19 protein-coding genes and 1 riboswitch are annotated in these 19,800 nt (G+C 46.2%); of the genes, 7 read left to right on the forward strand and 12 right to left on the reverse strand.

Going from position 1 to position 19,800, the window contains the following annotated elements; genetic code table 11:
- The 4 genes from mtnN to ACOJS8_RS17030 all read left to right on the forward strand — a co-directional run.
- The coding region (gene mtnN / locus ACOJS8_RS17015) for a 5'-methylthioadenosine/S-adenosylhomocysteine nucleosidase (RefSeq protein WP_420149740.1) at positions 1 to 588 on the forward strand (588 nt) is incomplete at its 5' end.
- A 123-nt stretch (positions 589 to 711) separates the two neighbouring features.
- Positions 712 to 1,911, forward strand: a complete 1,200-nt coding sequence (locus ACOJS8_RS17020) for an amine oxidase (protein WP_420149741.1) — start codon at positions 712 to 714, stop codon at positions 1,909 to 1,911.
- A gap of 176 nt (positions 1,912 to 2,087) precedes the next feature.
- Positions 2,088 to 2,432, forward strand: a complete 345-nt coding sequence (locus ACOJS8_RS17025; protein ID WP_420149742.1) for an META domain-containing protein — start codon at positions 2,088 to 2,090, stop codon at positions 2,430 to 2,432.
- Positions 2,433 to 2,467: 35 nt separating this feature from the next.
- On the forward strand, positions 2,468 to 3,940 hold the full coding sequence (locus tag ACOJS8_RS17030) for an META domain-containing protein (RefSeq protein WP_420149743.1): 1,473 nt from the start codon (positions 2,468 to 2,470) through the stop codon (positions 3,938 to 3,940).
- 15 nt (positions 3,941 to 3,955) lie between these two features.
- On the opposite strand, the gene ACOJS8_RS17035 is transcribed toward ACOJS8_RS17030, so the two are convergent.
- The 4 genes from ACOJS8_RS17035 to ACOJS8_RS17050 all read right to left on the reverse strand — a co-directional run bounded on the left by ACOJS8_RS17035 (position 3,956) and on the right by ACOJS8_RS17050 (position 7,848).
- Positions 3,956 to 4,684: an esterase family protein gene (locus tag ACOJS8_RS17035; RefSeq protein ID WP_420149744.1), complete on the reverse strand. Its 729-nt coding sequence runs from the start codon at positions 4,682 to 4,684 to the stop codon at positions 3,956 to 3,958.
- Between the two features lie 72 nt (positions 4,685 to 4,756).
- Positions 4,757 to 5,347: an SGNH/GDSL hydrolase family protein gene (locus ACOJS8_RS17040; RefSeq protein ID WP_420149745.1), complete on the reverse strand. Its 591-nt coding sequence runs from the start codon at positions 5,345 to 5,347 to the stop codon at positions 4,757 to 4,759.
- A 12-nt stretch (positions 5,348 to 5,359) separates the two neighbouring features.
- Complete coding sequence (locus ACOJS8_RS17045) at positions 5,360 to 6,430, reverse strand: homoserine O-acetyltransferase family protein (protein WP_420149746.1); 1,071 nt, start codon at positions 6,428 to 6,430, stop codon at positions 5,360 to 5,362.
- A gap of 101 nt (positions 6,431 to 6,531) precedes the next feature.
- Complete coding sequence (locus tag ACOJS8_RS17050) at positions 6,532 to 7,848, reverse strand: O-acetylhomoserine aminocarboxypropyltransferase/cysteine synthase family protein (RefSeq protein ID WP_420149747.1); 1,317 nt, start codon at positions 7,846 to 7,848, stop codon at positions 6,532 to 6,534.
- Between the two features lie 191 nt (positions 7,849 to 8,039).
- Positions 8,040 to 8,144: riboswitch (SAM riboswitch) on the reverse strand.
- Positions 8,145 to 8,332: 188 nt separating this feature from the next.
- Between ACOJS8_RS17050 and ACOJS8_RS17055 the strand changes: the two genes are divergently transcribed.
- Complete coding sequence (locus ACOJS8_RS17055; RefSeq protein ID WP_420149748.1) at positions 8,333 to 8,659, forward strand: DUF721 domain-containing protein; 327 nt, start codon at positions 8,333 to 8,335, stop codon at positions 8,657 to 8,659.
- 27 nt (positions 8,660 to 8,686) lie between these two features.
- On the opposite strand, the gene ACOJS8_RS17060 is transcribed toward ACOJS8_RS17055, so the two are convergent.
- The 5 genes from ACOJS8_RS17060 to ACOJS8_RS17080 all read right to left on the reverse strand — a co-directional run bounded on the left by ACOJS8_RS17060 (position 8,687) and on the right by ACOJS8_RS17080 (position 14,098).
- Complete coding sequence (locus tag ACOJS8_RS17060; RefSeq protein WP_420149749.1) at positions 8,687 to 9,388, reverse strand: class I SAM-dependent methyltransferase; 702 nt, start codon at positions 9,386 to 9,388, stop codon at positions 8,687 to 8,689.
- Entirely contained in the window at positions 9,369 to 10,523 is a 1,155-nt protein-coding gene (locus ACOJS8_RS17065) for a glycosyltransferase family 87 protein (RefSeq protein ID WP_420149750.1), read from the reverse strand. Before ACOJS8_RS17065 ends, ACOJS8_RS17060 begins: the two co-directional genes overlap by 20 nt.
- 25 nt (positions 10,524 to 10,548) lie before the next feature.
- The gene (locus tag ACOJS8_RS17070) at positions 10,549 to 11,355 is read right to left on the reverse strand and encodes a polysaccharide deacetylase (protein ID WP_420149751.1); all 807 of its coding nucleotides are present in this window, start codon (positions 11,353 to 11,355) and stop codon (positions 10,549 to 10,551) included.
- Positions 11,301 to 12,305: a glycosyltransferase family 2 protein gene (locus ACOJS8_RS17075; protein ID WP_420149752.1), complete on the reverse strand. Its 1,005-nt coding sequence runs from the start codon at positions 12,303 to 12,305 to the stop codon at positions 11,301 to 11,303. Before ACOJS8_RS17075 ends, ACOJS8_RS17070 begins: the two co-directional genes overlap by 55 nt.
- A gap of 191 nt (positions 12,306 to 12,496) precedes the next feature.
- Positions 12,497 to 14,098, reverse strand: a complete 1,602-nt coding sequence (locus ACOJS8_RS17080; protein ID WP_420149753.1) for a Na+/H+ antiporter — start codon at positions 14,096 to 14,098, stop codon at positions 12,497 to 12,499.
- Between the two features lie 113 nt (positions 14,099 to 14,211).
- Here ACOJS8_RS17080 and ACOJS8_RS17085 point away from each other — a divergent pair, with 113 nt between their 5' ends.
- Positions 14,212 to 15,204: an ion channel gene (locus ACOJS8_RS17085; RefSeq protein ID WP_420149754.1), complete on the forward strand. Its 993-nt coding sequence runs from the start codon at positions 14,212 to 14,214 to the stop codon at positions 15,202 to 15,204.
- Positions 15,205 to 15,238: 34 nt separating this feature from the next.
- Complete coding sequence (locus ACOJS8_RS17090; RefSeq protein WP_420149755.1) at positions 15,239 to 16,204, forward strand: S66 peptidase family protein; 966 nt, start codon at positions 15,239 to 15,241, stop codon at positions 16,202 to 16,204.
- A gap of 50 nt (positions 16,205 to 16,254) precedes the next feature.
- Here the strand turns inward: ACOJS8_RS17090 and ACOJS8_RS17095 are convergent, their stop codons facing one another.
- From ACOJS8_RS17095 to ACOJS8_RS17105, 3 genes are read right to left on the reverse strand one after another with little or no spacing between them, the layout of a single operon-like run.
- Positions 16,255 to 17,301: an adenylate/guanylate cyclase domain-containing protein gene (locus tag ACOJS8_RS17095; protein ID WP_420149756.1), complete on the reverse strand. Its 1,047-nt coding sequence runs from the start codon at positions 17,299 to 17,301 to the stop codon at positions 16,255 to 16,257.
- Complete coding sequence (locus tag ACOJS8_RS17100) at positions 17,298 to 17,675, reverse strand: response regulator (RefSeq protein WP_420149757.1); 378 nt, start codon at positions 17,673 to 17,675, stop codon at positions 17,298 to 17,300. The genes ACOJS8_RS17095 and ACOJS8_RS17100 overlap by 4 nt, the downstream gene beginning before the upstream one ends.
- A gap of 56 nt (positions 17,676 to 17,731) precedes the next feature.
- Positions 17,732 to 19,777 (reverse strand): ATP-binding protein, encoded by a 2,046-nt coding sequence (locus ACOJS8_RS17105; protein WP_420149758.1) that lies wholly within the window; start codon positions 19,775 to 19,777, stop codon positions 17,732 to 17,734.
- Positions 19,778 to 19,800 lie beyond the last annotated feature (23 nt).

The following is a 19,800-nucleotide window of genomic DNA, read 5'->3' on the forward strand; positions in this document are numbered from 1 at the left end:
GCCATGACTACGGCGCTCATGCTCGACCATTTCCGGCCAAAGCGGGTGCTGTTTACGGGTATAGCAGGCGGTACAAATCCGGATTTACAACCGGGCGATATTGTTATTGCCGGCCGAACAGCTCACCACGATTATGGCTCCATCACGGATAAAAATATGCCGACCCGACAAACGCGCAATGCTATCACAAAAGAATTCAATCCTGTTTATTTCCCTGCCGATTCGACTCTGCTGAACGTAGCGATGAACGTAGTGAAAACCGTAAAGCTGGAAGGCATTCCGTTAGCATCAGGTGGCTTATCTGACCGACCCGTTAAAGTTATAACCGGCACTGTGGTAACGGGCGACGTATTTGTCGCTTCACCGGAAAAAGTGAAAAGTTTAAGAGCTGATTTTAAAGCAGATGCTACCGAAATGGAAGGAGCCGCCGTAGCGCAGGTCTGCTATCAGATTCAGGTGCCCCATCTCATCATTCGTAGCCTCAGCGACCGCGCCGATGCCGAAGCGCACATTGCCTACGATAAGTTCTATCCGACGGCTGCGCGTAATTCGGCAAACGTAGTAATTGCTATCGTTAAAGCTCTATAATGCGCCAAATTCCAGGCTTCGACCGTCCGGCGCCGAAGCCTGGAACATAAAACAAAACGGTTAGTCGTATAGATTAATAACCGGAAGTCTTCCATATTTGAGAATTAACAAACTCTTTTTCTCTTGCTACTCAATACGTTATCATCCACAGACACCAATCCGTTTCGGTCGTTTTGGTGGGCAGGTTATGAATGCACCGATCAGCTTAACTGTTTCGGCAACCGAGTCGATTTACTACGTAAAACAGGTCATCTGCAATTACTGCGCGAAGATTACGAACGGCTCGACGCTTTCCGTATACGTACCGTTCGGGAGGGAATTCAGTGGAGCCGGGTTGAAAAAACGGCTTACCAGTACGATTGGAGCGTTGTAGAGCAAATGCTGACGGAAGGTCACCGGCAAGGTATTCAGCAAATTTGGGACCTGTGCCATTTTGGCTATCCAGACGATCTAACACCGCTTCATCCCATGTTTGCCCGCCGATTTGCCGCACTATGCCGGGCGTTTGTTCGCTTTTACCGCGATCGCTATCCCGATGAACCACTGATCGTTACGCCTATCAACGAGGTCAGTTTTATGTCGTGGCTGGGCGGAGATGCGCGTGGTACGTCGCCTTACTGCACTCGTCAGGGCTGGGAAGTGAAACTCGGACTTATGCGAGGGTATATTGAAGGCGTAGCAGCCATGCGCGAAATCGATCCGACCGTTAGAATTCTGACGACTGAGCCGCTCGTGCAAATGGTGCCTCCGCTGAACGCTACCAGGCAGCAGATTATCAACGCAGCCGTTGCCGATGAGAACCAGTTCCAATCAGTTGATATACTAGCCGGTCAGATTGCTCCTGAATTGGGTGGTTCACCCGACTATCTCGACATGCTGGGGTTCAATTATTATTACAATAATCAATGGATTGAAGGTACGGGTACATTTCTGGGCTGGAATGATCGTATACCTGACCCTCGCTGGTTGCCACTCCGCCGTTTATTAATGAAAGCGTATCGACGTTATAAACGGCCTATTGTGCTCACCGAAACCAGTCATCCCGGCATTGATCGTCCTGTCTGGATCGATATGATTGGCCGGGAATGTGGCGCTGTCATTCAGGAAGGCGTACCGCTTTGGGGCGTATGTATCTATCCAATTATCGACCGGCCCGATTGGGACCACCTCGATCATTGGCACCAATCGGGGCTTTGGGATGCCGATTTGTCAACGAGCCCACCAGGTCGGGTTTTATATACTCCCTACGCTAAGACGCTGTTACAGACCCAGTCAAAGCTTAAAGACTTAATTCCCGAGACGGCTCATCTGTTAAATTTATAAGCCATTACGTATCAATTGTTTGATTATCAATAACAACGTTTAGTTTCGTACTTTCAACTACAATTGCCTAAAGGTCGTCTATGAGATGTCAAATTGTTAGTGCCTTCATTTTCTTATTTAGTTTGATTGCTGTGGGCTGTAATTCAACTAAACCTGCAACCGACACTCTATACCTAATGCAAAATCGCTGGATTTTGGTTGAGCTAGATGGTCAGCCGGTTATTCATGAAGGCACTAACCAGCAGGCTTCGCTGGAATTTACGGCAGAAGAAAATAAAGTTACCGGCTCAACGGGTTGTAATCGTCTGTTCGGGAGTTTCGTTTTGTCTGGCGATGAAGAGATTCGGCTTAATGAAATTGGTTCTACGAAAATGGCCTGCCCAGACATGACTATAGAAAACAACTTTCTAAAAGCATTATCAGTAACGAACGCTTATAGCATCTCAGGAAAAGAACTCTTACTAAAAAACGGAGACGCAGTTGTTGCAAGACTTCGGGCAGAACCGTCGTCAACGAAGTAAGAAATTACTCGTCGATTTGTAAACCTTCCTCCTTTATGAAAAACATTGTTACGTTGCTTATACTGTGCGGCTTATCAACCGCTTTATTTGGTCAGAAACTCAAGCCGGGTTTCGATAAAGCTGAATACATAGAGCTACTTAAAGTGTCGGCCCAGTTTGGTGGACCAGATTATGTTCGGGCTTTTCCAGCACCTCAGCAGTTCAAACTCGCTTACCGGTCGCCGGTTGTCGGTTTAGACAACAAATGGGATTTATGGACTAATAATCAGGGCATTGGCATCATTAGCCTTCGAGGCACAACCGCTAACAGCGTAAGTTGGCTTGGCAATTTTTACGCAGCTATGGTCCCGGCAAAAGGAGAAATACAGCTCAGCGATACCGAAAAATTTACGTACGAACTGGCCGCTAATCCCAGAGCAGCTGTACACGTCGGATGGCTGGTAACGATGGGCATTTTGGCGAAAGACATTTTACCAAAAATTGATTCCTGTTACCGGGCGGGCATCAAGGACATGCTCATCATGGGACATAGCCAGGGTGGATCGCTCGCTTTTTTATTGACGGCCCACCTTAAAAACCTGCAAAAGCGGTCTAAAATCCCGGCCGATATTCGTTTCAAAACGTACTGCAGCGCCGGGCCTAAACCAGGGAATCTGCCTTTTGCGTATGAATATGAAGCGGCTACACAAGGTGGCTGGGCGTACAATGTTGTCAACTCTGCCGACTGGGTACCTGAAGTTCCATTTACGGTGCAGACGGTAAATGATTTTAATCCCACCAATCCGTTCGTGGGTGCGCCAGCTATGATAAAAAAACAGAAGTTGCTGCAACGTATTGCCCTAAAATACGCATACAACAGCCTGAGCAAGCCCGCTTTGAAAGCGCAGAAAAACTACCAGAAATTTTTAGGTAAGCTGGCTTCCAAAACGGTTAGCAAAAACTTGAATGGATACGTACCGCCAGAATATTACAAGAGCAATGATTACGTCCGGACCGGAACAACAATTGTGTTACTGGCTGATAGTGCCTATTTTGTAAAATATCCCGACAGTAAGGACAGTGTTTTTATCCACCATTACCACCCACCTTATTTATACCTGACAGAAAAACTCACATTACCATCGAACCAGACAGATCAAACATCCTCTGCGCTATTGTCATCCAGCCAAACCTTAGCCGGTACGTGGGAGCTGAATTATATTTCGGAACGTAAGATTGCTTTCGAAGGATTATACCCGGAGAAGAAGCCATCTATTACGTTCGACTTGCCTAATCAACGAGTAAATGGCACAACCAGTTGTAATTCGTTCAATGGGAAATTAGTTGCTGACGGCTCAAAAATCAGTTTTACGGAACCTATGGCCATGACTCGCATGATGTGCCCCGGCGAAGGTGAGCAGGCTTTTCTGGACGCACTGAAAACCATAAATCGCTACGTCGTCAGCGACGACAATACGTTGACACTCCTAACCGGCGATGTGCCCGTCATGCGGTTTATCAGGAAGTAGGGTATTCTTTAAATTTTATAAATACAGCGGCACCATTTTCTGCCAATCGCTGGCCTGATGTGCCCGTCCGTCCCACATGTATAGTTCGTGGGCTATATTCTTGTTCCACAGCGCTTCACTGAGCGCAAGATTGCTGTGCACAAACGGATCATCAACCCCAATTGTCAGGACAATATTCATCCGACGTAAATGGCTCAACATTGAATCGTCCGTCAAATTAGGCAGGAAATGATTCGGGCTATGGAAATAAATTTCCTCGTCGTAATAATCATCGAACAACCCCCGAAATTCGGCTACTGGCTCCGATAAGCTATATCGCCCGCTAAAGGCAACAATTTTACCAAACCACTGCGGATGCCGAAGCGCAATATTTACCGCATGATAAGCGCCCAGGCTACACCCATGCGAAATCATGAAAGGTTGAGGATTTTTTAGACGCGTAAATGGTAAAACTTCATTCAGAATGTATTGCTCGTATTGGCCGTGACGCCGGATACGGTCATAGGGAGCAGCGTAACGATTGTAAATGCTCTCTCTGTCCACACTATCTACGCAAAACAGTTGCAGCCAGCCGTTATCCAGTTGTTCAGTCAACGCGTTAACAAGACCTATATCTTCATACTCATGAAATCGGCCCCGACGTGTTGGGAAAACAAGTACGCGCGCACCAGCATGCCCAAAAATGAGCAACTCCATGTCACGATTTAGATTCGGGCTGTACCATTTATGATACTCACGATGCATAACGGTAACGTTAGTGCTCGTGAAATTGCACTATTTGGCTCAAATTACCGCAATGGACGAGTCAATAAATTGTTAAAAATTCAGAGCATGCTGAAGCGCTTTCTGCCAGGCCTGATAACCGGCAGGGTTTAAATGCAGTCCATCTTTTTCGTAAAATTCCCGACGTGGCAGTCCATCATTATTGAGCAGTGGTGTTGTCATATTAACGTATTGATAATTGACCCGTTGCTCAATCTCTTTCTTTACTAATTCATTCGTACGACGAATCTGGTCAGCAATTTCCCAGCGGGCAGGACTAGTTTTTATCGATAGGAACGATACCGGAACATCAGGCAAATACTTATCCATTTTATTGGCAAACGCGCAGAAAAACAAATAAACTTCCTCAGGATGACGCCCATCGCCCAAATCGTTGTCACCAGCATAAAGCACAATTGACTTAGGGGCCGCTGGAATCAGCAATCGCTCAAAAAACCAGGCGCAGGCCGCCAGTGTAGAACCGCCAAAGCCTAGGTTGACCGTATTAATTTGTGGAAAATCCTGCGTTAGCGTTGTCCAGAGCCGGATTGAGGAACTACCATAAAAAACGACTCGATCTATAACCGGTGGCATTGTAGCCAATTTATCTTCCAATTGCCGTACTTCGGCCTCATACCAAACCATACTAAACTAACCTTACTGGCTAATGCGAATTGTTGATGTTGTTGATTTTAGTTCTGTTGTGGTCCCCGCATTTGCCATCCATTTACGGATAATATTGGCCAACGGCCGGAATTCAATTAAAAAACCGTCGTGACCGTAGAGCGAATCAATCTCTTCATAAACAGCTTCTGGAATATGACGAGCCAGAAACTGCTGTTCTGAAGGGGGGAACAATAAATCAGAACGAATTCCTACGACTAATGTTCGCGCTTTAATCTGAGATAATGCATTAAGGATACTTCCGCGATTACGGCCTACATTATGCGAATCCATCACCTTCGAAAGTGTCCAGTACGTAAAAGCGTTGAACCTATCCGCTAGCTTTTCGCCCTGATATCGCTGGTAACCCGCTGCTTTATATCCGTCTAATTGTTCATTATTATCAAGTGCCTGGGTGAATCCATACGTATCGTAATTCCGGTAGGAAATCATGGCCATCGCCCGGGCAGCTTTTATACCAGCGCGCCCGGCATCATCGCGTCGCTCAACCCAGGTTGGATCAGCTTCAATAGCCATACGCTGCGCTTCATTGAACGCAATACACCAGGGCGAAGCCACTGCACTAGCCGCAATTAGAACCAGATTAGCAATCAGATTCGGTTGCATAATAGCCCATTCTACGGCCTGCTCGCCACCTACTGAGCCACCAATGCACGTATGAATTTTCTCGATTCCTAACTCCTGCCGTAGTAAATCCAGCGTTCCAACTATATCTCGTACCGTAATAACTGGAAAGTCATGATAGAATGGCTGTTTAGTGGCTGGGTTAATAGCGAGTGGCCCCGTTGAACCATAGCAGGAACCTAATACGTTCGCGCAAACAATAAAATACTGCTCCGGATCGAAATACTTGCCTGACCCGACCATTCCGCCCCACCAGTCGCCAGCATCGGCATTACCCGTCAGGGCATGACATACCCAGATCACATTCGACTGATCAGAATTGAGGGTACCCCGTGTGGTATAAGCCAAGCGAAAACTCGGCAAGCTCTCGCCCGACTCAAGTGGGAACGAATATTTATAATCGAAATACTGTACGTTCAACGAAAATGATGTTTCAGGTTAAGTGACTTAAGTTCGATATTTCAGGCTCTCTGTTTAATCCCGACAGGAGCCTGAAATATCGAACCTGACATGTTAATCAATTAAGCTTTAACCGGCTCGGCGATTTGGGCAAATGCCTGTGCAAAATCGGCTTTAAGATCGTCGATATGCTCAATACCCGCCGAGACACGTAGCATGCCCAGCTCAACGCCTGCGCTAGCCTGGTCCTGCTCGCTTAGTTGCTGGTGCGTAGTGGCAGCCGGATGAATAATAAGCGTTTTTGAATCGCCGACATTGGCTAAATGGCTGACCAGTTTCAGGCTATTGACGAACTGATCCGCGGTTTCTTTATTACCTTTCAATTTGAAGGTGAATACGCCCCCAAAGCCACGTTTCAGGTATTTTTTGGCAAGCTCATGATAGGAGCTACTTTGCAGGCCAGGATAATTGACCGACTCAACCTGTTCGTGCTGTTCCAGCCACTGGGCCAGCGCCAGTGCATTTTCCACAGTTCGTTCAACACGTAGCGAGAGTGTTTCCAGCCCCTGCAGCAACAAAAAAGAATTAAACGGACTAATCGCTGGGCCCCAATCGCGCAGACCTTCAACGCGGGCCCGAATAATAAACTGAATATTACCGAACGGACCACCCACACCAAATACGTCGCTAAACACCATGCCATGATAGCCTTCCGACGGTTCGGAAAACTGCGGAAACTTACCATTACCCCAGTTATAGTTGCCCCCATCAACGATTACACCTCCGATGCTGGTACCATGTCCGCCAATCCATTTTGTGGCTGATTCAACAACTACGGCAGCTCCGTGTTCAAGTGGACGAAACAGATATCCTCCAGCTCCGAACGTATTATCAACGATCAATGGAAGATCATGTTCTTTTGCTAAAGCAGCAAAGGCGTCGAAATCAGGGATATTAAATCCAGGATTACCAATGGTTTCCAGAAAAATGGCCTTCGTTTTATCATCAATCAATCTGGCAAACGATTCAGGATTATCACCGTCGGCAAAGCGAGCTTCAATACCCAGTCGTTTGAACGAAACCTTAAACTGGTTGTAGGTACCTCCGTATAGAAACGAGGTAGTTATAAAGTTTTCGCCCGCACTCAAAATATTACTTAACGCAATAAACTGAGCGGCCTGACCCGACGCGACAGCCAGAGCGGCCACTCCTCCTTCGAGCGCGGCCATCCTTTTCTCGAATACGTCGGAGGTGGGGTTCATGATGCGCGTATAAATATTACCGAATGCTTTCAACGCAAACAAATCAGCGCCATGAGCAGAATCGTTAAAGACATACGACGTTGTCTGATAAATAGGCACAGCCCGAGCGTTGGTAGCGGGGTCGGGCTCCTGGCCAGCATGAAGCTGGAGCGTATCAAAATGAAGGGATGATGACATAATTGGCAAGTCTATGGTTTTGGGATTGTACTTATTTCCTTTCGGGGATTCATTGAAAACAGATTCCGTAAAGGGTATGCGCCACAACCTCTCCCGGTTCTGAACGGCAGATTGAGCGTGGAGACTAGCAGGCCCAAATGGGCAGCCAGGCCCGGGGCATACGTTGCTGACTGTAGATCATGTGAGTTATCGATTTATAGTCCCTAAAATAGCTTTAGGCAGGAGTTAGCACCTTGCCATGTGGTAGGTTGCCAGCGGTTCGCAGAGCCTGATCTCTCCCCACTTCTTTATAAATCAACGCGCGCCGGTACGACAGAAGTTGGCGCGTAGCAATTGACTTGATGACGCAAGTATAACAGCCAAACGGTGCGAATCCAAACACTACGGGCTTTTTCTACGGAACCGCATATTTTTTACCGCTCGTAAACGTAGCACTATCTATTAAGTCAATTCATTGTTTACTTTTGTAGTAAGACACCCGCCCATGAATCAGACGTACCGATATAACCGCGACAATGCTACTCGTGTAGCTGGCACAACCACCGTAAAGGATGCCATTAGTCAGTTATTGAAAGCCTATCAGCTCCAGACGCGCTTCAACGAAACGTATCTCGAAGCCTTTTGGGGGCGCATGATGGGGCCGGCAATTGCCTCGCGCACAAACCGGCTCTACGTTCGTGATCGCAAGCTTCACATTGAAATTGCTTCTGCTCCACTACGTAACGAACTAGTCAACGCTAAGCAGAAACTCATTCAGTTGGTAAATAAAGACATGGGTACCGATGTCATCGAAGACGTAGTATTTATTTAAGCACTACGTATAGTATTCAAAAGCTGGTTAAAACTGAATCAGTAAATTTTGTCGCTCCTGCTGTAAAGTTAATGGCTCATTGATAAAGCGAGCGTCTACACCTACTTGCCGGGCAATTTCCAGCCATTCCTGTTTAGGAAGTACCAAAAACCCGTTTTCTTTCCGCACTTCATAATATGAAGAAAAGCGAAGCCGAACCAGCAATCTGAGCATTGATAGCAATTGCCCTTGCCTGAGTGATCGTCCAATGATACTCGCAATATCTTTGAGTACGCTCCCCCCAACCATTATATCACAGATAAGCGCTTTTGCTCCAGGAGCGGCTAACTCTTTTATTGATTGAATTAACGATTTGATTTCGTCAGCGTTCCGGTAATACTGCACTACGCTCATGACGATAATAACATCAAATTGCTGGCTCTTTACAGGTTGGAAATTCAAATAGTCATCGGCTGGAAGATCGTGGAAATAAACGTTTGTATGATTCGCGTGTTTAGCCCGAGCTATTTCGTTATACCGCTTCGATATATCCAGCCCGTGAATTTCGGCAATTCGGTGGTGCCATGCATCTTCCAGATTGCCTGGCCCCGAGCCAATATCCAACACTTTCGTTTTTTTCGACAAAGGAATATATTCCTCAACGCGGGCCAGGAAATAAGCATAATTCGTTGACATTGAATCATCGAATTCATTCTCCTTCTGCCAGAAATCAAGCCAGGTTGACGCCATGAGTGCTTTTATTTGTGTCGATATGCATTAAATAAATTACCCGAAACCAGATTAATACACACGGTAAGGCCTTTAATACGTACGGTTTAACGAATTGTTCACGCAGAAAAACCGGGAATAAATCACTGGGCGAAAAAATGGTGAAGATCAGACAGGCAATCAGCAACACACGATCAAGTACTGTTTGGGGACTACAAAACCACCAGATCAGTACGCCCGTAACCGCTGTAATGTACGTAGGTGACTCAGCAACCGGATTAAAAATAACCTGGAAGATCAAGGTAGAAGCAACCATCAGCAGCCGAAACGTAGTGTCTGTAAATCGCCGAAATTGGGCGTAAACTGTACAGAAAAGAATTACACCGGCTCCAATAATGACGGGCGTAGCCACATCGGGAGAAATAAACGTATGGACTAAGCGGTGGATGGATGTATTACCCCACTTGTCATGGTCTGATTTAATGAATAACTGATTAATCCACAAATCATATTGCCAAAGCAGTTTGTCGAAGGGGGTAAATATCAAGGGTAATAGTCCTAGTACTACGCCCCAAAGTAAACATGAGATCAGGAAGCGGATTTTTTGCGGATAAAGAATAAATAAAGCCCCTGCTACAAGGCTGTATATCTTAATGTTAAAGCCTAGAACAATAAAAAAGGCCGCCCAAAACGGCTGCCGCTTTTCAAAACTAATAAAGGCAAATAAGGGTATAGCAGCAATAAGCGGATTTGTCTGACTATTGACCAGCGAGGTAAAAAGCTCCTGTAATCCAAACCAGTAGGCAAAAACTTTCTGCTGATGCGTAAAGGGCATTCGGTAGATGGCCAATACCCAAATTCCAGCAAACAGAAAATGCCATAAAAATAGACCTAGTGAATAAGGCAGCGAAAAGACAGGCGAAAACAGCGCAGCGAAAGTTGGCGCGTAATGATAATGGTCAGTATACTCGTCTGGATAAACCGTATAAAGGCTTTTGCCGTGGATTAAGTGGTCAAGTGAATAATAGAAGATCTGGTAGTTATTGGATCCATCTACGAAAACAACCCGTATACTGACAAATAGGGTAACTAAGAAATAGAGACCGAATATGACTCGATAATTACTAAAAAATGGTCGTTTAAAAAATGATACCATCCGGTAAAAATAAACAGGCTAGTGCTTAATGAGGGGTTGAGCTGAGTTGCTGTACAAACTCACCCATTGTGCTGAACTCGCCAAATGGTTTTAAATAAAGAAGAAGATTCTTAACCCGATCGAGCAGCATATCGCGCGAATACCGTCGAACATAAGTTGGAATTTTATCGTACGCCGACAGGTCCGTAAACTCCCAGGGATGTACATAAAGATTCAGGAAACCATCCGCTTGCAGCGTTTGTCGGCACAGTTGTTTGTAGAGGGCGAACGGAAAATTTTTCAGACTAAGCCAAAACAAGGGCAATCGTAACGTAGGCGTAACCGATGCGGGGATCTGCCAAATGTTCATTTCCCGAAATGGGTGTCGAGGCTCCCCCCAGTGGTTGTATCGACCTGGCAGCCAGGTCGGATGCAGCGAGGAATTATAAGCATAACCTGCCTCACGCACGTCGTTCGGATCAACAAACCCCATACGCGCCCGCCGAAATCCTGTTACGGGACGATTCAGAAGTTTCTCCAGCGCCAGCCGGGATGTCAGTAAATCAGCGGGTTCGAAGGTAGTATGATAATATCCGTGGGACGCGATTTCGTGTTTACGCGCCAAATGTTGAACCAGCGTAGGTTCATGGAGGGCATAATTAGCCGTTGTAAACAACGTAGTGCAAGCACCTACAGTATCAAAACAGTCAGCTACTAACTTTAAACCCTTAGTTGAAACCGCCACCTGTTCACCCAGTGGAATGTCATGACCGAATTCGACGGCGGTATCAAATTCTTCTACGTCAACGGTGAATAAAATAGCACGTCGTCCTCTTGACTGGTGGGTTGCCATGTTGTTGCGGTCTCCTCTATCTCGCTCGTATCACTGATAATATAGGCTGGTCGTCCTTTTACTTCAACGAACGTTTTGCCCAAATATACACCGATAATACCGATCATGATAAATTGAACGCCCCCAATAAGCACCGATAGGACGACCAGGGTTGTCCAGCCAGAAACCGTTGCATTCGTAAAAAAATACTCATACGTAGCCTCGGCACCAAATAGTAAGGCAAAGAATGACATGCCAAAACCTAACAATACTGATAGATACAGCGGCCGCGTCGAAAAAGACGTAATACCCATGGCCGCCAGCTTCAGCATTTTGCGGAAAGAATATTTTGAACGGCCAGCATAACGAGCAGCTGGCTCATAAAGGATACGGCACTGACGAAACCCTACCCATGAAATAGCACCCCGCAGAAATAAATCATTTTCCTTAAATTCCTTTATCGTGTTGACTACTTTCCGATCAAGTAATCGAAAATCAGCCGCTCCATCTTCAATGTTCAGGTTAGAAACACTACGTAGAAGTCGATAAAAGTATTTGGAGGTAGTCCGTTTGAACCAAGAGAGTTTTGGATCAGCCTGTCGTACAGTATATACCACCTCGTAACCTTGACGCCACTTGGCAATTAGCGTCGGAATTAACTCCGGCGGATGCTGAAGATCAGCATCCAGACAGATAACGGCTTCACCACGAGCGTTGTCGTATCCTGCCCGTAGCGCCATCTGATGGCCAAAATTGCGGGAAAAAGAAAGAAAACGAACAACAGGATAGGCGTTGCTTAGCTGCCGCAGCACGTAACGGGTTTGATCCGAACTACCATCGTCAATAATCAGAATTTCGTAAGAATCATATGGTTCCATGATGGCCATAAGCCTGTGAACCAGTACTGGTAAATTCTCTTCTTCATTAAAAGCTGGTACAATCAGGCTAATCATACCTGGATAAGACTTCATGAGTGGGTTTTGCTATTAAAAACTGCGGTAAATAAACATAGATCACGCCTGCTAAAATAGGTATATTTACCTAATATTTTTTACTAATCGAATAAAATTTTAACCAGGCAGCTTTTACTGTCTCCATTTTCCCCTAATCTGTTAGCTCCAGAGCCCATAATTTATAGGTTCATGTTACAAAGAGTCCATTTTTAATCAGTTGGTTGTACTAACGACAAACGGGCAGCTTCTAAATCTAATTCCTGTTCCATTTTTCGAAAAATTTCACCATCCAGCAAACTTCCCTGGCGCTGGCTGGTAAGCACAGCCCGCTCAATGGCGATTAGTTCCAGTTGAAGATTAACAGCCTGCTGGTATAATTCGGCAGGACGATCAGACAAATTAGTGGCTCGCAACATACCGTTGAGTTCACTAATTCGCAATTCATACGCGTTTTTGACGTAGTTCAGTACGTCATCATGCACCGAACCTGCCGAATGGTTAGCCTCCAGATGCGTAATAGCTTCCTGCGCCATTTTCCGTCGCAGTTTACGTTCCTCCCGTTTTTCGTCGATAGATTCCCGAACCGCCAGACTGTCAATAAGCACAGGTAGAGTCAGCCCTTGAATTACCAGCGTACACAGAATGACTATGAACGTAATGAATAACACCAGATCACGTGCGGGAAATGGCTGACCGTTCGGCAACGTATTCGGCAGTGCCAGTGCGCCAGCCAATGAAACCACCCCCCGCATACCCGCCCAGCTAACAATCAGTACTTGCTGCCAACTTGGCTTGGCTTCGCGTTGCCGAATCTTTGAACTTAACCAACGGGGAATGTAAGCGCCGGGAAACACCCAGAGAATTCGGGCAACAATTGCTACCCCACTGATCAGCAAACCGTAGTTAATAGCCTCAGTTAGTGTGTACCCATTCAACTCAGACACAATAGTTGGAAGCTGTAATCCAATGAGAATAAACACAAAACCATTGAGCAGGAAAACGACGATCTCCCAAACAGCATTGGTTTGCAGACGCCCCTGATTACTGAAGATTTCGGAAGTGCGGGTCGATAGGAAAAGGCCAGTCGTTACAACAGCCAATACGCCTGAAAGATGGAATTCCTCGGCGATAAGGTAAGAACCGTAAGGCGTCAGAAGCGTCAAAACCGTGCTGGTAACGGTATCTTTTGTAACGACTCTGTGGACTCTGATCATTGCCCAGCCGATGGCCCAGCCCATAGCCACACTGGCCAATGCAATCCCAACAAACTGAAGACTAGCCTGCCACAGCACAAAGTGGCCTGTTAATATGGCGGCCAATCCGTAGCGGTAAATAATTAAACTGGTAGCATCATTTACCAGGCTTTCACCTTCCAGTACGGTTGTGATCCGTTTAGGCACACTCAACCCCTGTGTTACGGACGTAGCAGCAACCGCATCCGGGGGAGCAATGATCGCTCCAAGCAAATAGCCCTGTGCCCATGAAAACCCAGGAATAAATGTGTGGGCTATTATGGCCACAATCGTAGAAGTAAACAGTACTAAACCCGTTGCCATCAGCGCAACGGACCGGCTGTAGAGCTTCAGTTCCAGGTTATCGATTTGCCAGGCCGCTGCGTAAAGCAAAGGAGGCAGAAAGACCAGAAAAACCGCGTCGGGGGTTAATTCTACATGGGGTAAGCCCGGTACCCACCCAATAAATAGACCCGTAATAACTAACAGAATTGGGTAGGAGATGCGTAAACGACGAGCCACTACGGCCAGCAATGTTGTTACGCCAAGTAAACTAACTACCGTTTCAATTGGATGCATCCGATGAAGTAGGTGAATGGTGATTCAGAACCAGCAAAGACAAGCAGGACAAATTTGCCATAACTTTGTTAACTGACCTACCAAAACGGCGCTCTATTCCAAATTTATCCAATATGGATTCGTCTAATCGTCATCATTCTAACCCACCTTCCGCAGACAGCAAGTTAGTTGAGCAGGAGGAGCGACGTAATGATATCGGCTTTGGCACAAAACTGACAGATGCTCATTCGCGGCTTATTAATAAAGATGGCACTTTTAACATTGCTCGGATTAATAGCAGCCTGTGGGATCGACTGAATATTTATAACCGACTGATTACAATGAGCTGGGGCCAGTTTTTTAGCTGGCTTCTGGTTGCTTATTTATTTACGAATACGCTCTTCGCAGGTATTTATATGCTGGCTGGTGCTGATACGCTCAAAGGAGTAGATGATCGGGTTCTGAACGGCCCTTTCTGGAAGTGTTTCTTTTTCAGCTCTCAAACTCTTACTACAGTTGGCTACGGTCATATCTCGCCCGATAGTTTTCTAACAAGCTGCATTGCCGCTTTTGAATCAATGATTGGTTTGCTGGCCTTTGCGCTGGCTACCGGTTTACTTTACGCACGATTTTCCCGGCCAGTGGCGCATGTACGCTTTTCGCAAATAGCCGTAGTCGCTCCTTATCTGGATGTGAATGGCTGGATGTTTCGTATCATTAATACCCGAGCCAACCAGTTAATTGATCTATCCATTACGGTGTCTCTTTCGCGCGTAGAGCCCAAACCCGACGGAGCACTCACCCGAAAATATTACGGCCTGAATCTGGAACGTAGTAAAGTGACCTTTTTCCCAACCAACTGGACACTCGTGCACCCGATTACATCGGAAAGTCCGTTATTTGGATGCACACCTAAAGATCTGGAAGAATCAGACAGCGAGTTTTTAATTTCTTTTCAGGCAATGGACGATACGTTCGCTCAGGGCGTACACACCCGATATTCTTATCGCTACAATGAAATCCGTTGGGGGCACAAATTCCGCCCAATGTTCAACGGAAACCAGCAAGGCGTCGTCACGCTTGACCTGGACAAACTCGACGATACGGAAGAAGCAGCCTTGAATTAATATTTTCAAACATAAGGTTTCAGATTCTGAATTTATGCTGAATCGTGAACCTGAAATTCGAAACTTTTATACATTTATCGTGATTTTCCCTCCTTTTCTACGCCCTGGCGACACGGTCGGGGTTGTTTCACCAGCCAGTTGGTTTCCTTACGACGAACTGGCTGATGGCTTGCATATTCTACGTAACGTCTGGAAACTCAACGTAATCGAAGGCCAGAGTTTACACGTAACGGACGGTCCTTTTGCCGGTTCTGACAACCTTCGCCGAGCCGATTTGCAACGTTTATTCGACGATCCGAACGTGAAAGCAGTATTTGCAGCTCGCGGTGGCTATGGCTGCTATCGAATTGCCGACGAGCTTGACTTAACGGGCCTGCGAGCTAATCCCAAATGGTTGGTGGGCTTCAGTGACATTACGGTTCTGCTAAGTTTATTGCAACGTAACGGCATTATTAGCTTGCACGGTTTGATGCCCAGGCAGTTTGGCGATCCTGAACGAGCAGAATCCCTGGAATCGTTGCGGAAATGGCTGTTTGGTAAAATCCCCGACGATTATACCGTATCAACTCATCCGCTTAATCGATTGGGGCAGGCAACGGGTCCACTTGTCGGTGGAAATTTAACCATGCTCGTTAATTCCATCGGTACGTCTACCGACCTTGATTTTGATGGTAAGGTTTTATTTATTGAGGATATTGACGAATCACTTTTCTCGCTCGACCGGATGATACGACAACTTCACAGAGCGGGGCGTCTGGCGAATCTGGCGGGACTGGTTGTCGGGCAGTTTACCGATATGCGGGATAATCTTTCGCTACCATTTGGCAAGGACGCCTACGAAATCATTTCTGAAATTACCGCTCCTTACAATTTTCCGATCCTGTTCGACTTTCCAGCCGGTCACGTTGCGTATAACTTGGCGCTACCCATTGGACACGTAGTGGAATTAACTGTTCAGCAGGAATCAAGTCAGCTTACCTTCACCAGAAATAAATACTGATTATCAATCAGATAAACATCGCTTCCTGCTATTCCAGCCGATAGCGGTGGTTATCTGATTACGTTATAGATCACTACTGGCTCGGCTTTATTTTTCAAGCTCACTTCTCCAATGTATTCGCAGGTGAACGATTCGGCAATCTGCTGCTGAGCGGACTCTGCAATAACGATTTGCCCTGCCTGTGCTATTGATTGCAGGCGCTGTGCTATGTTAACAGCATCACCAATGACAGTATAATCCAACCGACGTAGCGTCGTTGAACCAATATTCCCCGAAACCATTTCGCCGGTATTGATACCAATGGCCACCTGCGGCTGGTATCCGGGATGATTCGGTAAATTATCTTCCAGGCTGTCAATTTGTGTGCGGACCGCCAGAGCAGCTTCGATGGCGCGGTCGAGGTGGTATTCGCCCCGGAAAACGGCCATAATGGCATCACCCATAAATTTATCGACGTGCCCCCCCTGCGCAATAATCTCCTTGACCATTACGTCGAAATACCGATTGATCAACCGAACAATCGTATCAGCAGATTCCTGTTCGGAAAGAGCCGTAAAACCGCAGATATCGATAAAAAGTACGCTGGCTTCTACGGTTTCGCTGGACGATAAAGCCGTTTCGAATTCGGATCGGCTCATGAACGTCAGTACCGATTCGTCGACGTACATTCTGAGGATGTTATTTTCCTTGATGGCCTGCACAGTTTTACGAAGCTGCGCAATGTATTCCATCGTTTTCTGCATCGTCACTTCCAGATCTTCGAAATTGACCGGCTTCGTCACAAAGTCAAACGCACCGCGGTTCATGGCTGTCCGGATATTATCCATATCACCATAGGCCGACACAATGACGGCTTTGAGCATCGGATTTAATTCGTTCAGCTTGATCAACAGGGTAAGGCCGTCCATGCCCGGCATGTTGATATCGGTCAATACCATATCGACATCAGATTGCTGATCCAGCAGCTCTAATGCTTCTGTACCATCGTGAGCGAATACAAACTCGTATTGCTTTTCCCGGATCTGTCGTCGAAATTTTTGCTTGATGAGTAATTCAAGGTCGGTTTCGTCGTCGACCACTAATATTTTAGCTGTCATGACAAATCACGAAGTTTTTGTTTCAGTACCCCAAAATCGAGTGGCTTCGTTAGAAAATCGTTGGCCCCCAGTTTGACGGCTTGCTGATGCGAATCGGGGTCACCATAAGCCGTAATCATCATCACGACGGGGGGCGGAGGGGCCTGAAAATCCTGACGGATATGACGTAGCAGTTCAAAGCCACTCATACCGGGCATATTAATATCAGACAGGATTAGAATTACTTCTGAGGGATGTTCATTGAGGAAGTTAAGGGCTTCTTCCCCAGAATTGGCAAAAGCCAGTTGAAATTCACCGTTACGAATCTCACGGCGGAAACGCTGCTCAAAAAGATCCTTTACGTCAACCTCGTCATCAACAACTAAAATTTTCATTATTCTTCAGGTGTATATGCCAAAGATAAGCAATTGCTGTGGTACGTAGTAGCTTGCTACGCCGGTAACACAATAACAAATTCTGCCCCCTCTCCTTCCCGGCTGGTTACAGAAAAAGTACCACCGTGCCCTTTTGTTACAATATCGTAACTTAACGATAAACCTAGTCCCGTTCCCTGTCCTGTAGGTTTAGTGGTGAAAAAAGGCTGAAATATTTTTTCTTTTATCATGTCGGAAATACCTGTCCCATTGTCGCGTACGCAAACTTCGATACGTCCCTTTTGCCGCTTAGTTGTTACGTTAATAGTTGGCTGATAATCTGATTTTTGCTCCTTTTGCCGATCAGCCGTAGCATAAAAAGCGTTGTTGAATAAGTTCAGCAGCACCCGACCTATATCCTGAGGCACAACCTCTATTGTTCCGACTTCAGGATCGAATTCTGTTCTTAAGTCCGCATTAAAGACTTTGTCTTTTGCCCGCATGCCATGATATGATAAGCGCAGATACTCTTCCGCAAGGGCGTTCAGATTGGTAGGCTGCCGTTGTCCACTGCTGCTATGGCTATGTTCGAGCATACTTCGAACAATATTGCTGGCGCGCTGTCCATGATGGTGAATTTTCTGAAGGTTTTGCGTCAGATCATTCAGTAAGTCCGCTACCAGCTCCTCATTCTGTTTCTCTTCCTTCTGCCGTTCTTCCTTAAGATCGAGGAGTAATTCGGAAGATAGTTCGGAGAAGTTATTGACAAAATTGAGTGGGTTCTGAATTTCATGAGCAATACCCGCCGTCAACTCGCCCAATGAGGCCATTTTCTCACTTTGTATGAGCTGATTCTGCGTGGTTTTCAGATCAGCCAGCGTTTGATTTAATTGCTGGTTATTACTGGCCAGTTGATGATTAGCCCGCCGTAGCCGCCGGTACAGTCCTCCCATCAGTCCCAGCATAACCAGAAGTAAAACCGCTCCTCCGCCGACGTACATTAACTGATTCTGCTTGTGATCATTCTGGATATTCAATTCCTTGATTTCAGCCTCTTTCTTTTCGGTTTCATAACGAGTGGTCAGTTCCAGTAGTTGCTGGCTGTTGGCTGCATTAAAAATACTATCATGATACGTAATGGCTTTCTCCCGATACGCCAGAGCGGCCTGATAATTACCCCGCTGCTGGTTGATTTTGGTTAATATGTTATACGATTCCTCCAGTAGCTCCTTAGGATTATCTACAGAGCCTGTTTTAATGCCCTGAATAGCCAGTTGAACGTAGTGCTCTGCTTCATCGAGCCGATTTAATGGAATCAGTGCCCAGGGCAGGTTTACGTACACCATAATCTGTTGATACTTTTTCTTCTCGCGCTGGCTGTACTGAAGTACTTCCTGATACGCATCAACCGATTTTTCGTACTGCTTTAGGTTTTTATAGCAGATGGCATTATTAAGCAACGTAGCGTAGTACCTCACCAGGTCGTTGTTCTTTTTATTGAGCGCCATGCTTTGCTTTCCATACTCAATGGCTTTACGGGGATTTTTGCGTTTTCCTTCCAGAACCGACAACTCATTATAACAGGATGCTAATTGTTTGGATTGGCTACGGGAAGCAAGTTGCAGCGCCTGTAATAGATACTTTTCGGCCATCGAAAATTCATACGTGCTGTTATAGATCTGCCCTAAATGAAGCAGTGTATAAATCAACCGATTGGTATCCTGTACACTTGTAGCGGCATCCATTGCCTGCTGATACAACCGGATGGCTTCCGGATACCTGGACGCATACGTACTAATGTCGCCCAAACGGCTCAGGAAGAACGCAATATCCCGTTTATTTCCTAATTCCTTAGCCAATGTCAGTGCCTGTTCGGTAAGCACCCTGGCATCGGCATCGCGATAAGCCCTGATCAGATCGCCACCAATTTTACTGTATTGTTCAATTTTACTACTGTCTGCCTTGATCAGATCAATTTGAGTCTGAATAGTCGCCAGAGGTGGCAACGTATCAGTAGGCTGTTGAGCGAGAGAGGGTAGTTCAGCGAACCCTATCAACAGAATTATTAACGGAATTAGACAAACAGCCCCCCATTGTTTATGGTGCGTCAGGCAGTAGTTCATAAGTTTAGAAAAGAGGGTTTATG

Origin of the sequence: Spirosoma sp. (genome assembly GCF_048594605.1) — a bacterium.
In the GTDB taxonomy this organism is placed as follows: domain Bacteria; phylum Bacteroidota; class Bacteroidia; order Cytophagales; family Spirosomataceae; genus Spirosoma.